The sequence below is a fragment of the Dyella sp. A6 genome, assembly GCF_036320485.1.
Classification (GTDB): domain Bacteria; phylum Pseudomonadota; class Gammaproteobacteria; order Xanthomonadales; family Rhodanobacteraceae; genus Rhodanobacter_A; species Rhodanobacter_A aluminiiresistens.
Window position 1 is genome coordinate 1210231 of the sequence record NZ_CP132911.1, and the last position, 14658, is coordinate 1224888.

Here is a 14658-nt window from a genome sequence, read left to right on the forward strand (position 1 = left end):
GTGATCGAATGATTTCACATTCGAGCGAATTGGACAAAATGTCAATAGATGATAAGAAAACGAAAGTTGGTCCGGGACTGACCGATCTGCTTGCCAGTGACGAGGCAGGCCAGCGTGCAGCCGGCTACGCCGACACCTTGCGCGAGATCCTGCAGCAACCGGTGACCTGGTGCGACACGGCGCGCCTGCTGCACGACGATACGCCGCGGGCCGTCCTGGCGCAGGCGCTGGCTGCCACCACCGGTCCGATTGTGCTGACCGGGTCCGGCAGTTCGATGTACATCGGCGAATGTCTCGCCCCGGTACTGCAGGAAGGGCTGGGACGCGAGGCGCGCGCGATTCCTGCGGGAACCCTGCTGACCCACTGGCGTGGCACCTTGCCGCCGCAGCCCGGCCTGCTGATTTCGCTGGCACGTTCGGGCGACAGTCCGGAAAGCGGTGGCGTGGTCGACCGTCTGCTGGCCGAGGCGCCGGAGTGGCGGCACCTGATGATTACCTGCAACGCCAACGGCCACCTGGCCACGGCGTACCGCGACGACCCGCGCGTGAGCGTGCTGGTGCTGGACGCGCGGACCAACGACCGCAGCCTGGTGATGACCAGCAGCTTCAGCAACCTGCTGCTGGCCGGCAGCGGCCTCCCGCCGCACAGCGACACGGTAACGGTGGCCGGACGCGCGGCGGCGGCCACGCAGACCTTGATCGATACCCATGCCGATGCACTGGCGGCGCTGGCACGGCGCGACCTCGGCATGGCCGTCTATCTGGGCAGCGGTGCGGCGCTGGGCGTGGCCCAGGAAAGCGCGCTGAAGATGCTGGAAATGACCGGCGGCCGCGTGCTCACCATGGCCGAGACCTTCCTCGGTCTGCGCCATGGCCCGATGTCCAGCGTGCGCGACAACACGCTGGTGGTGGCGTTCCTGTCGCCGGACCCGCTGGTGCGCGCCTACGAGCACGACCTGCTGCGGGAGTTGTCACGCAAGCAATTGGGCATGGCCAGGCTGATCATCGGCGAAGGCATCCCCGGCGAGCTGGTCGGCCCCGACGACGTGGCCATCGATCTGGCGCTGGGCGGCAGTGCAGTGTCGTCGATGCTGGCGCAGGTGGTCAGTGGGCAACTGCTGGCCTTCTTCCGCTGCCTGCATCTAGGCGGTACCCCCGACGCACCGGCGCAGGGCGTGCTCACCCGGGTCGTGGAAGGCTTCGTGCTGCACGGGGCGCGCGCATGAACGCCGTGGCGGCCGGCAAACGCATCCTGGTCGCGGGCGAGGTCAACGTGGACCTCGTGTTCAAAGGTTGCCGCGCGCTGCCGGAGCCCGGTCAGGAGGTGCTGGCCGAGGACTTCGCGACTACCCCCGGCAGCTCGTCGATGATCTGCGCGATGGGGCTGGCGCGGCTGGGCGATCCGGTCAGCTTCCATGGCCGGCTGGGCATCGACAGCTGGGGCGTGTTCTGCCTCGATGCATTGCGCGATGCAGGCATCGACACGACCACCATGGTTCCGGACCCGTCCCTGCGCACTGGTGTCACCGTGTCGCTGTCCACGCCGCAGGACCGCGCGCTGGTCACCTTCGCAGGTGCCATCGGCGAGCTGCAGGAAAGCGATATAAGCGCGGCCATGCTGGCGCGTGCGGACCACCTTCACGTGTCCTCGTACTACCTGCAGCGTGCACTGCGGCCGGGTTGCCGCGAGCTGTTCGCGCGTGCCCGTGCGGCAGGGCTCAGCACCTCGCTGGATCCGGGTTTCGACCCGGCACAGCAGTGGGGCGCGGACATCATCGAGGTGCTGCATGACGTCGATGTGTTCCTGCCCAACCAGGAGGAACTGTTCGCGATCACGGCCGCGTCCGATCTGTCGACGGCGTTGCACGCGCTCGACAACGGCCGCACCCGCACCGTGGTCAAGCGCGGCCGCGACGGCTGCGCCACCCTGCACGAAGGGAAGTTGCTGGAGATCCCGGCCTGCGCGGTGGACGCGCTGGACAGCACCGGCGCCGGCGACTCCTTCGATGCCGGTTTCCTGCATGCATGGCTGCGCGACATGCCGTTGCGCGACTGCCTGCGCTGGGGCAGCGCCTGCGGCAGCCTGTCCACCCGCGCGGTCGGCGGTACGCCCGGCCAGGCCACGGCCGCCGAGGTCGAAGCCCTGATGGCGCAAACCCCATGATCACGGTCGCCGGCTTCAACACGGCGATCGACCGCCTGATCCAGATCGACACGCTCACGTCCGGTCAGGTCCATCGAGCCAGTGCGGAGCAGGTCTACCCCGGCGGCAAGGGCGTGCATGTGGCGCAGACGATGGCCGCGCTCGGCGAGCGTGTGCAGCTGGTCGGGCTGGTCGATGCCGCGCACCGCAACCTCGTCGGCCGGCGCATGAGCGAGCGTGGCGTGTTGTTCCACGGTGTCGAGGTGGCGGGCGAACTGCGTCACTGCATGGCTTTGCGCGAGCGCGACGGGCGCATGACCGAGATCCTGGGGCAGGGGCCTCAGCTCAGCCCCGACGAGCGCGACCGCCTGCTGCGCGATTTCCAGCGCAGTGTCGACGAAAGCGAACTGGTGATCCTGTCCGGCAGTCTGCCGCGCGGGTTTGCCGCCGATACCTATGCCGCGCTGGTGCGGCTGGCGCAGTCCGCCGGCAAGCGATGCCTGGTCGATGCCAGCGGGGAGCTGCTGCACCACGCACTGGAGGCTCGTCCATTCCTGATCAAGCCGAACCGCGATGAAGTACAGGTGCTGCTTGGTCGCGATATCGATGGCATCGCGGCGGCCGTCGATGCGCTGCGAGAGATCGCCGCGCGCGGCGTGTCGATGCCGGTGCTGAGCCTGGGCGCGGACGGTGCGGTCGGCCTCGACGGCGATGGCGCATGGCACGCCTCGGTCGAACTGGAGCAGGTACGCAACGCGGTGGGCTCGGGCGACTGCTTCCTGGCCGGCATGGCAGTGGCATTGCGCCGCGGCCAGCCGATGCGCGAGGCCCTGCGGCTGGCGGTTGCCTGTGGTGCGGCCAACGCAATGGAGACGGAAACCGGTTACGTGCATCCGGACCGGGTCGAGCACCTGCTCGGCCGGGTCCAGGTGAGGGCGTGGATGCACTGAATCCAGGAGCGGAAAAGCAGATTGCCGACGGCGGAGTGAATTGTCGGTGTTGAACGTCGCGCGCGATGCGGGGAGCGGAGTCGCGGACATCCAGACGTGAATCATACGGTCAGAGGGGAGCATATGAGATTCGGCAAGAACATTCCGCTGCGGCGTACCGGGCTGGCCTCGGCACTCGGTCTGTTGCTGGCATCGACCGCGGCCTATGGCCAGTCGACCACTAGCAGCATCTACGGTCATGTCCCTGTGCAGTCCGGCGAAAGTGTCGTGGTCAGCAACCGTGCCGGCCTGTCGCGCAGCATCCGTGTCGACAGCCAGGGCAAGTACAGCGCGTCGCAGCTTCCGGTCGGCACGTATTCGGTGAGCCTGATGCGTGACGGCAAGGTGGTGCAGCATCGCGACAATGTGCTGCTGCGTGTCGGCGTCGGTGTCGATGTCTCTTTCAGCGAGCAGGCGCCCGCGGCGAGTGCCGCGAACGCGACGCAGCTGTCGGGCGTGACGGTGACCGCCAACTCGCTGCCGCCGATCGACGTCAGCTCGGTGGACTCGCGTACGGTCATCACCGCCGACCAGTTGGCGAAGCTGCCATTGGGGCACACCGCGGAGGCGGCGGCTCTGCTGGCGCCGGCGGCCGCAGCAGGTGCCGGTGGCGCAGCCAGTACCACGGGAGAGCCGCTGGTCAGCTTCGGCGGTTCGTCGGCTACCGAGAACGCGTATTACATCAACGGCTTCAACACCACGGACCCCAACCTTTCGCAGGGCGGCATCACCTTGCCGTACGGGTCCATCGACCAGGAAGAGGTCTACACCGGCGGCTACAGCGCGCAGTACGGACGCAGCGACGGTGGCGTGCTCAACATGATCGGCAAGAGCGGCACCAACGAATGGCACTTCGGTGGGCAGCTGCTGTACGAGCCGTCGGCGCTGCGCTCCAACCAGCGCGATACCTATTATGCGAACGGCCTGCCGCCGACGCCGGTAGCCGGTCGGCTGTACGACCCCAACAGCAAGAACAACCACTGGACGTCGGTGTACGACGCCTATGTCGGCGGACCGCTGATCAAGAACCGGCTGTTCTTCTTCGCCTCGGCAGAGATGACGCGGGAGCAGGGCAACACGGTGGGCAGCGTGAACTCCGGCACCGACACCCACTACAAGAACACGGTTCCCAAGTGGTACGCCAAGGTCAACTGGAACATCACCAACAACAACCTGCTTGAGCTGACGGGTGCATCCGAGAAGTTGGAGACCAGCGGTTCGATCTACAACTACGACTACAACAACCTTGGCGACGGCAGCTTCAAGGCGCTGGCGAACAACACCAAGCACGGCGGCGACATGTGGTCGGCCAAGTTCACCAGCTACATCACCGACAAGCTGACGCTGACGGCGATGTACGGCAGCATGAAGACGCGCAGCTACAGCGAGCCGGGCAATTACGATCCCAACCTGACCTACATCACCGGCTATGTCTCGCAGAATCCCGCGCTGAACGGCGGCACGCCGATCACCAACAACCAGACCGTCAGCGAGATCACCAACCCGGGCATGAACTTCGTGACGACCAATCTGCGGGTCGCACTGACGTACGTGATGGGCGATCACACGATCACGGCGGGTATCGACAACCTGAAAACGGCAGCGAGGGACCAGGACGAGCTGACCTCCGGTCCGGGCTACTACTGGTCGTACGGCTATACCGACCATCCGAACCAGCCGCTGGTCGCCGGCCTGGGCGTGGGCGCGCTGGACAACTACGCCAACGGCTCGAGCGGCTATTACGTCAGCAAGAATATCTTCAATCAGGGCGGCAACCTGTTCTCGAGCGAGCGGGCCGAGTACATCGAGGACCAGTGGCAGTTCAACGACCGGCTGCTGCTCTCGCTGGGTCTGCGCAACGACGGCTTCACCAACACCAATGCCAGCGCAAAGGCCTATATGCGGCAGACGAAGCCGCAGTGGGCACCCCGTCTGGGCTTCAGCTGGGATGTGTTCGGCGACAGTACGTTCAAGGTCTACGGCAACGTCGGGCGCTACTATCTGGGCTCGCCGATTGCCCCGGGCGACCCTGCCAACGGCTATGTCTCGACCCAGCAGTACTTCACCTACAGCGGTATCGCCGCGGACGGTACGCCGACCGGCCTGACCCAGGTTTCCGCACCGGTGTCGGCCGACGGTGCCTACGGCCAGACGCCCGATCCACGCACCATGACGGCGCGCAGCCTCAAGGCGATGGACCAGGACGAGTTCATCCTCGGCTTCACCAAGTCGGCTGGCAAGCACTGGATCTACGGCGCCAAGATCACCCGTCGCATCCTGCGCCACGTGATCGACGACTACTGCGACGCGCAGGCGGTAGTGAACAAGGCGGCATCGGAAGGCATCACCGACGTCAACAATGCCACCTGCTATTACATCAATCCGGGGCAGGCCAATACCTTTGCCGTGCAGGACCCGAGTGGCGCGTTCCACAACGTGACGCTGAGCAATGCCGACATGGGCTTCCCGCATGCGAAGCGCAAGTACTACGGGCTGGAAACCTTCATCGAGCATCCGTTCGACGGACGCTGGTACGGCAAGATCGACTATGTGTTCTCGCGCAGCTACGGCAACAGCGAAGGCCAGGGCCAGTCCAACATCCGCGCGATCGGCGGTACCCAGAACGTCGACTGGGATTTCCCGGCGATCATGGTCAATTCGAACGGGCCGCAGGGCAACGACCACACGAATCAGATCAAGGCCTACGGCTACTACCAGCTCTCACCGGCATGGCTGGTCTCGGCCAACCTGAGCCTGATTTCGGGCGGGCCGAAATACTGCCTTGGCCTGTACGGTGCCAATCCGCTGAACACCGCCACCAACGATCCGGTCGGTTATGGCTCGCTCTATCACTGGTGCAACGGCATGCCGTCTCCGCCGGGGGCGACCGGCCGCCTGCCGTGGACCAAGCAGCTCGACGTGGGCGTTCATTACCGCCCGGCGTTCGCCGAGCGCAAGCTGGCCTTCAGTCTGGATGTGTTCAACGTGTTCAACGGCCAGTCCGCGCTGAATCTGTCGCCCGAGCTGTACTCAAACAGCACGGGCACGATGAACCCGCTGTACGGCACGCCGATGGTGCTGCAGCAGCCGCGTTACGTGAGGTTCGGCGTCACGTACGACTACTGAGCACGGCAGGCGGCGATAGTCGCCGCCTGGTATCGCTATTGCCGCCCGGTCCGGCCGGGCGGCATATTCGAACGGGTCGACGCCGCCGCCATGCTGCGGCAACGTCGACACCATGAAGTCACTGGTCACTACAAGAGGCCGTCATGTCCGCCTGGCATTTTGATTTTCGTCTCCCGTCGTCTTCGGCCCGCATCGCTTCATGCCTGATCTTCGCATTGGCGGGGCTGGGGCTGGCGCATGCCGGGAGTTCCGCGCCGACCTTTGCCCGGACCGCGGGCGAACAGAGCTTCGGCAATGCGGCAGTCGCCGCGACATGGAGCCTGAAGGGCGGCGTGCTTGCACACATGGCGGTGGAGGATCGCCTCAATCACCGCGCGTTCGACGTGTTGCAGCCGTTTGCGCTGGTGATGGCCGACAAGCAGGTGCTGACGACAGCCGACATGCACTTGCTGAGCGCGCCGAAGGTGGTGTCGCTGCCGGTCGACCACCAGGCTGCACGCTTGGCGGCACGCCTTCCCGGCAAAGCCGTGGAGGCCAGCTTTGGTGATGCCGGCGGCCGTTTCCGGGTGGACTGGAAGCTGGTCCAGCGGCAGGGTTCGGACTACCTGCGCGAAATCGTCACGTTCACTGCGCTGAAGCAGGACGAGCACCTGGCGAAGATCGAACTGCTGCAGACGCATGCGGACGATGCCGACGTGGACGGCACCACCAAGGGCTCGCCGGTGGTGGCTGGGGACGACTATTTCGGCTTCGAGCAGCCGCTGTCCGACAGTCAGGTCTGGGACAAGCGCATCACCCTGTGGATCGACCAGAGCCTGCCGCTGCGCAAAGGGCATTCGGTGACCTATTCGGCGGTGTTCGGCGCAACGCATCCGGGCCAGCTGCGGCGCGATTTCGCCACCTACATCGAGCGCGAGCGTGCCCATCCTTACCGGCCGTTCCTGCACTACAACTCGTGGTACGACATCGGCTATTTCACGCCGTACACCGAGCGCCAGGCGCTCAACCGCATCAATACCTTCGGTCGCGAACTGGTGGTGAAGCGCGGCGTGAAGATGGATTCGTTTCTGTTCGACGACGGCTGGGATGACCTCAGCGGCAGCTGGAATTTCAGCAAGGCCTTCCCGCACGGCTTCGTGCCGCTGCGCAAGGCGGCTGCCAAGTACGGTGCCGCGCCCGGCATCTGGTTGTCGCCCTGGGGTGGCTATGGCAAGCCGCATGATGAGCGCATCGCCAACGGGCGCAAGCTGGGCTACGAGATCATCAAGGATGGTTTCGCGCTGTCCGGTCCCAAGTACTACAAGCGCTTCCACCAGGTGGTGATGAACCTGCTCAACAAGGACGGCATCAACCAGTTCAAGTTCGACGGTACCGGCAATGTCGACAGCGTGTTTCCCGGTAGTCTGTTCAACAGCGATTTCGCGGCGGCGATCCAGTTGATCGAGGACATCCGCAAGGATAAGCCAAACACCTTCATCAACCTCACCACCGGTACCTGGGCCTCGCCGTTCTGGCTGCGCTACGCCGACTCGATCTGGCGCGGCGGCGAGGACGACTGGCATGCCGGCGTGGGCACCCGGCGCGAGCAGTGGATCACCTACCGCGACCAGCAGACCTACGAGAACATCGTGGTGCCCGGGCCGCTGTTTCCGATCAATTCGCTGATGCTCCACGGCATCATCTACGCGCAGAAGAACCCGCGTCTGAATACCGACCCGGGGCATGACTTCGCCAACGAAGTGCACTCGTACTTCGCCACCGGCACGCAGCTGCAGGAGATGTACATCACCCCGTCGCTGCTCACCACGCAGAACTGGAACACCCTGGCGCAGGCCGCGAAGTGGTCGCGCGCCAACGCGGACGTGCTGGTCGACTCACACTGGATCGGTGGCGATCCGGGTCGGCTGGATGTGTACGGCTGGGCCGCGTGGTCGCCGAAGAAGGCCATCATCACCTGGCGCAACCCGGACTCGAAGCCGCAGCTCGCGATGGTCGACCTGCAGCGCCAGCTCGAGTTGCCGCCGGGCGCCGCACGCCGCTTCAGCGTGCGTGATGTCTGGAAGAGCGGTGGCAGGAATGTGCCGAAGCAGCTCGACGCCGACCATCCGGGCACCATCCGCCTGGCGCCGTTCGAAGTGCTGACGCTGGAGCTGACTCCGCTGGCGAAACCGTAAGTCGCAGCGAACGCCGACACCGCGCCGACACACCCGACGAGGAACCGTGACATGACCGACGCATCACGCCGCAACTTCCTCAAGGCTGCCGCCTGGTTACCGCTGGTGGCACCGCTGATGCGCAACGGCTCAGCGGTGCCGGGCGCGGGCGGTGCGGTGACACGGGCAACGTTGCGACTGGGGTCCGGGCCGGTCGGCCGTCGTGCCGACGGCGCGCTGGCCAGCCTCAGCTACGAGACCCTGCAGTTGTCCGATCCGGCCTTCTTCTCGGCCGACAACCGGCCACTGGTCGAGCTGTTCCGGCAGCTCAACCCGCAGGGCGTGCTGCGCATTGGCGGCAACACCAGCGACTCGACGGTATGGAGCGGTTACCGTGGGCATCTGCCCGAACCGCGTCCACGCAAGTACGGTCCGAAAACCAACCCGACCTACGTGCTGCATCCCGAATCGCTGCACCGCCTGGGCGGCTTCCTCGATGCGACCGGCTGGAAGCTGGTGTTCGGCGTCAACCTGCGCATCGGCGTGCCGGCGATGGCGGTGGAGCTGGGGCGCGCGGTACGCGAGGCTGTGGGTAGTCACCTGCTGGCCATCCAGATCGGCAACGAGGCCAACGATTACGAGCCGGATGACGCGGCTTTCCGCGCCGCGTGGCTGCCGTACGCGCATGCGCTGAGCCAGGCCGGCCTGCCGCTGGGAGGCCCCGACACGGGAGCGAACACCGACTGGGTGATCGACTATGCCAGGCGCTATGCCCGCGACAACGTGCTGGTGAGCCGCCACTATTACCGCGACGCGGCTTCGAGAGGTTCGATCCCCGACATGCTGTCGGGCGATCCCGGTTTCTACGCGCAAGTCGAGCGGATCATGCAGGTGGCCGATGCGGTGCGGCGACCGTTCTATCTCACCGAGGCGAACTCCTACTATTCGGGTGGCCGCGATGGCGTCAGCAATGTCTTCGCGGCGGCATTGTGGGGCGCGGACTTCATGCTGGCGCTGGCACAGCGCGGCGTATCCGGTATCTGCTTTCATGGCGGCACCCTGCATTCGGTGGAGACTTCGCTGAACCGGGCAACGCCGGCGCATGCTCCCGAAGCGACGGACCTGACCTTGCGGCGGATGGCGGTTACCTCGCGCTATGCGCCGATCGCGGGCGACCTGGTAACGGGCTTCCAGCCGCAGCCGCTGTTCTATGGCATGCAGCTGGCCCAACGTTTCGCCGGTGCCCGTTTCCTGCCGCTTCAGCTGGACAGCGGCGGTGCCAACCTCCGTGCTTACGCGGCACAGCGGGGCGATGCGTACATGGTCGCGCTGATCAACAAAGACATGCATCGCGACGCGGACGTCGCGATCCGCGGCATGCCCGGTTACCGGCTGCAGCGCATCACGCGCCTGACGGCTCCGGCGCTGACCAATCGCGAGCAGATCGTGCTCGACGATCATGGTCATCAGGCGGTCGCCGGCATGGGCGACCATCCGGATGTGAACGTGAAGCACGGCAGTGCGGCGGTGTTGTATCTGGAACGCATGCGGGCATAGCCCTGGCCGACGACGAACTGCGGCCCACGTGTCACGGGAGACAGGCCCTTGCAACGACGAACCTTCCTGCAACTGAGTGTTCTTGCGCCGCTTGCGCTGGGCACGGCGAAGCGGGCCCATGCGGCGGAGACGCCGGCATACAGTCGAGCCCTGCCGGACGGGCGTGCGCATCGCTTCGAACTGGCCGGCCGGCAATTCCTACTCGACGGCAAGCCATTCTGGATCCGCAGCGGCGAGATGCACCCGATCCGCATTCCCGCCGAATACTGGCGGCACCGCATCCGTATGGCCAGGGCGATGGGGCTCAACACCATATCGCTGTACCTGATGTGGAACGCGCTGGAGCGGGAACCGGGCGAGTTCGATTTCGAGAGCGGCAACCGTGACTTCGTGCGCTTCATACGGTTATGCCAGGACGAGGGCATGTGGGTGTACCTGCGCCCGGGTCCCTACATCTGTGGCGAGTGGGATTACGGCGGCCTGCCGCCTTATCTGCTGCGCACGCCCGGCATCCGCGTGCGCGACCGTCGCGATCCGCACTACATGGCTGCGGTGCATCGCTACATGGACGCATTGGCGCCGCGCATCGCACCGTTGATGGCCAGCCGGGGCGGGCCGGTGCTGATGGTGCAGGTGGAAAACGAATACGCTTCGTTCGGCCACGACCTGGGGTATCTCGAACGGCTGCGTTCGATGTGGCGCGAGCGAGGCGTGGAGGGTCCGTTCTCGATTTCCGATGGCCTGGGGCAGATCCGCAAGCAGCACACGTATCTGTCCGGCGCTGCGCTCGGCCTGGATGGCGACACCGATTTCGCCGGCGGCCAGGCGATCGCCGGCGAGATGCCGGTGTGGATGGGCGAAGGCTATCCCGGCTGGCTGACGCACTGGGGCGACAAGAGTTTCGCCGGCAACGACTTCATTGCCACCTTGCGCCAGCTGCTTGCCGAGCGGCGCTCGTTCAACCTGTACGTGGTACATGGCGGTACCAATTTCGGCTTCGGCGCGGGTGCCAACGCCCATGGCGATTACTCGCACTTCGAGCCGGTGATCACCAGTTACGACTACGGCGCGCCGATCGACGAGCGCGGCGTGGCGACGCCCGCCTACCACCGCTTCCGTGCACTGCTGGCACCGCATGCGGACCACCGCTTGCCAGACGTGCCGCACGCGGCGCCGGCGATCCGTTTCGCTGCGGTTACCGCCGTGCCGCATGCCTCGCTGTGGGACAACCTGCCCGCACCGAAAGCGGTGACTCGACCGCAGCCGAACGAGCTGCTGTTCGCGCAGGATCACGGCATGGTGATGTACCGCAAGCGGCTCGACGGTGGCGGCCATCTGTCCATTGATGGCGTGCGCGACTATGCCACCGTGTTCCACGACGGGCATTACCTGGATCGCATCTCGCGCGTGCGCAAGGCGGGCCTGCCGGGCGAGCGGCCGCTGGCCATGCCTGCGGAGGGTGGCACCCTCGACATCCTGGTCGACAGCTTCGGCCACATCGGCTACGGCCAGGCCATGGTCGACCGCAAGGGCATCGTCGGCAGCGTGCAGATTGATGGCCGTGAACTGCGCGACTGGCAGGCCTACAGCCTGTCGCTGGAGCCGCACTACATCGCGGCGCTGCAACCGCTGCGCGACCCGGTCCGGCGCCCCGGCGTGTTCTTCAGGGCCGAGCTGCTGCTGGACGAGCCCGGCGACAGCTACCTGGACATGAGCGCGTGGGACAAGGGCTATCTGTGGGTCAACGGCCACCTGCTGGGGCGCTACTGGTCGATCGGCCCGCAGCAACGGCTGTACTGTCCGGCCAGCTGGTTCCGGCCTGGCCGCAACGAACTGCTGGTGTTTGACATGCATCGCACCGAGGGTGCGCCGATCCAGGGCGTGGAGCGCCTGCACGACTGAGCGCTGGAACCGGTCCGTGAGGTGCTATCCCCGGACCAGTGCGTACACCGACCAGTTTGACCATCTGTACCGATCCATCGTGATCAGCCTGCCGATGCTTAGGAGGCAGTTGTCACAGGCAGAGATCGGCCATGAGCGGACAGCCAACGGCTAGGTTGAGTGACGCGTGTGGTGACGTTTGAGCATCACCCGTTATCCTTTGCGTCCGTCTCGAATTAAATGCGATGCGCGCTATGGGTGGATAATTGCATAGGTGCTGATCTCGCCGTCTTTGTCGCGCATGACAAGCTTTGAGTCTGACGCACCAACTAATGCCTCTCCTTCTCCAGAGGCGTACCCAATCTTTAGACGATTCCCTTCAATTTTCCAAACGGTCAAAGGACTCGTACAGTAGTCATGATCACAAATATCGAGTGCAAGATATTTTTTTGAAAACCGAAGATCTACGGAATGACCGGGCCTGTTGGGTGATAACAATGATAAGTGCATACCCGGTAAGTGAATGCTGCTCCAAGGCAAATCGTGAGCTGTTTGACTGACTTGTACGGAATGACAGCTAAGAAGAGCTGTTGCAATCACAGCCAATGCAAGGGTGCGGGACGCATGGGGCACGGAAGCACCTAATCAGGAGTTAAGCGGCGCCCGTCAGCGGGTCCACTAGGACGAAGCGGGTCCACTAGGACGAAGCGGGTCCACTAGGACGAGTGTTAGACAGGGGGCTCATTTCTGCAACACCACTCGAGCATTCACCTTACCTGCCATAGCCGCTTCGACAGCTTCTTGCCACTCACTGACAAAAGCCAGGTCCATGGGGAGGGCATCGGCCAGGATCTGTCGACTCCCCGTAATCTTGATCCAGGCATAACTGGAGGTCTCCGGGCAAACTAGCCCCAAGGAGACCGAAGATGCGCAAGAGCAAGTTCACCGAAAGTCAGATCGTCGCGACGCTGAAGCAGGTCGAAGGCGGTCGGCAGGTCAAAGATGTGTGCCGCGAGTTGGGCATATCGGACGCCACGTACTACGTGTGGAAGTCCAAGTACGGCGGGATGGAAGCGTCCGACATACAGCGGCTGCGCGACGTCGAGGCGGAGCACGCCAAGCTCAAGCGGATGTATGCCGAGCTGGCGATGGAGAACCACGCGCTGAAGGATCTGATTGCAAAAAAGTTGTAGACCCGGCGCACAAGCGCCCGCTGCTGACGTGGTTGATGAATCACTACGGCTGGAGCGAGCGCCGGGCCTGTCTGGCGATGGGCTTGTCGCGATCAACGGCGCGTTACCGCCGCCGACCGGATCGGGACGAGGAAGTGATTGCGCTGCTCGCTGAACTGGCGGAACGGTTTCCTGAGCGTGGCTTCGGCAAGCTGTTTCAGCTGATTCGACGCCGCGGTCTGGTGTGGAACCACAAGAGGGTGTGGCGCGTGTATTGCCGGATGCAACTCAATCGCCGCCGACGCGGCAAGAAGCGTGTACCGAACCGGCATCCGATGCCCTTGGCGGCTGGCGAGCAGATCAACGCTAGTTGGTCGATCGACTTCATGTCCGACGCCCTGTGGGATGGGCGGCGCTTCCGGACGTTCAACGTGATTGACGACTTCAGTCGCGAAGCACTGGCCGTCGAGGTCGACCTCAACCTGCCCGCCACGCGTGTCATCCGCACGCTGGAGCGGATTGCGGCCTGGCGCGGCTATCCGGCCAAGCTTCGCCTGGACAACGGGCCGGAATTCATCGCACTGGCGCTGGCCGAATGGGCCGAGCGCAAAGGCATCACTCTGGACTTCATCGAGCCCGGCAGGCCCATGCAAAACGGCTTCATCGAGCGTTTCAACGGCAGCTTCCGCCGTGGCGTGCTCGACATGTACATCTTCCGCACGCTCACCGAAGTACGTGAGCACGCGGAACGGTGGCTGGCCGACTACAACAACGAGATTCCCCACGACAGCCTCGACGGGCTCACGCCCGTCGAATTCCGACTTCAGAACGACCCGGCAACCTCTAATTTAGCTTGGCACTGATTTACGGGGAGTCGACAGATCGACATGGCGCTGAGGAGGCCGCAAAGCCCTCTCCACCCGACGTCCCCCCCGGTTTTGAGTAGCACGGCCGTTTGGAGTCCAATCCCCCAACCGAAGGAGATTGGACGTGAAGAAGCGCTTTTCCGAAGAACAGATCATCGTCTTCCTGCGTGAGGCGGATGCCAGCCTCCCTAGCCAGGAAGGCTGACCACTGACTTGAAGCCGCCAAAGATCATGCGCTTGCCATCGAAAGGACAGTCAGCGGCGGCTTCCATGCGCGGATCTTGCATAAATTTCGCCATGCCGGCATCGCGAACGGCCTTGTCGGGCCACTCGACCCAGGAAAACACCACGGATTCATCCTGCGTCGCCTGCACAGCGCGGCGAAAGTCGGTGAGCGTGCCATCGGGCACGTTGTCGCCCCAGCACTCCACCACCCGGATAGCGCCGTACTCCACGAAAATAGCGTCAAAGGTGCGGGCGTGCTCGATAAACTTCTCGCGGTTGGCGTTGGGTACGGCGATCACGAAACCATCGATGTAGGACATGATTGTCTCCTTGGCGTGAAACGTGGCCGGTTTGGTCAGCTTCATGCGCGCGACGAATCAGCGCCTACGGGATCGACACGGGGCCTCTTGAGAAGCTGTCCGCTACGGGTCGGTCGCTGCTGGTCACAGGCTGATCATATCGGGCGGCGATCTGATCGGTGCTGATTGGTTGGGTGATGCAATTAACTCGGTGCGCGCAGGTCGGACCGGCTGCGGCAACTGCCGG

9 protein-coding genes are annotated in these 14658 nt (G+C 64.5%); 8 read left to right on the forward strand and 1 reads right to left on the reverse strand.

The window, feature by feature from the left end; genetic code table 11:
- The first annotated feature begins 38 nt into the window (after positions 1 to 38).
- The 8 genes from RA164_RS05225 (at position 39) to RA164_RS05260 (ending at position 13884) form a co-directional block, all read left to right on the forward strand.
- Positions 39 to 1226, forward strand: a complete 1188-nt coding sequence (locus RA164_RS05225; protein ID WP_329742910.1) for an SIS domain-containing protein — start codon at positions 39 to 41, stop codon at positions 1224 to 1226.
- On the forward strand, positions 1223 to 2164 hold the full coding sequence (locus RA164_RS05230) for a carbohydrate kinase family protein (protein WP_329742911.1): 942 nt from the start codon (positions 1223 to 1225) through the stop codon (positions 2162 to 2164). Before RA164_RS05225 ends, RA164_RS05230 begins: the two co-directional genes overlap by 4 nt.
- Positions 2161 to 3093: a 1-phosphofructokinase family hexose kinase gene (locus RA164_RS05235; protein WP_329742912.1), complete on the forward strand. Its 933-nt coding sequence runs from the start codon at positions 2161 to 2163 to the stop codon at positions 3091 to 3093. The genes RA164_RS05230 and RA164_RS05235 overlap by 4 nt, the downstream gene beginning before the upstream one ends.
- A 123-nt stretch (positions 3094 to 3216) precedes the next feature.
- On the forward strand, positions 3217 to 6258 hold the full coding sequence (locus RA164_RS05240) for a TonB-dependent receptor (protein WP_329742913.1): 3042 nt from the start codon (positions 3217 to 3219) through the stop codon (positions 6256 to 6258).
- 143 nt (positions 6259 to 6401) lie between these two features.
- Positions 6402 to 8432, forward strand: a complete 2031-nt coding sequence (locus tag RA164_RS05245) for an alpha-galactosidase (RefSeq protein ID WP_329742914.1) — start codon at positions 6402 to 6404, stop codon at positions 8430 to 8432.
- Between the two features lie 51 nt (positions 8433 to 8483).
- Positions 8484 to 9968 carry a hypothetical protein gene (locus RA164_RS05250; RefSeq protein ID WP_329742915.1) on the forward strand — a complete coding sequence of 495 codons (1485 nt, stop codon included), beginning with the start codon at positions 8484 to 8486 and terminating at the stop codon, positions 9966 to 9968.
- 48 nt (positions 9969 to 10016) lie between these two features.
- Positions 10017 to 11870, forward strand: a complete 1854-nt coding sequence (locus tag RA164_RS05255) for a beta-galactosidase (RefSeq protein ID WP_329742916.1) — start codon at positions 10017 to 10019, stop codon at positions 11868 to 11870.
- 905 nt (positions 11871 to 12775) lie between these two features.
- Positions 12776 to 13884 (forward strand): IS3 family transposase gene (locus tag RA164_RS05260; RefSeq protein WP_329742895.1). Its coding sequence is split into 2 segments (ribosomal slippage): positions 12776 to 13037 and positions 13037 to 13884, totalling 1110 coding nucleotides; the frame shifts between segments, so codons are not numbered across the junction.
- A 191-nt stretch (positions 13885 to 14075) separates the two neighbouring features.
- Here the strand turns inward: RA164_RS05260 and RA164_RS05265 are convergent.
- Positions 14076 to 14432: a DUF1428 domain-containing protein gene (locus RA164_RS05265; RefSeq protein WP_329742917.1), complete on the reverse strand. Its 357-nt coding sequence runs from the start codon at positions 14430 to 14432 to the stop codon at positions 14076 to 14078.
- Positions 14433 to 14658: the final 226 nt, after the last annotated feature.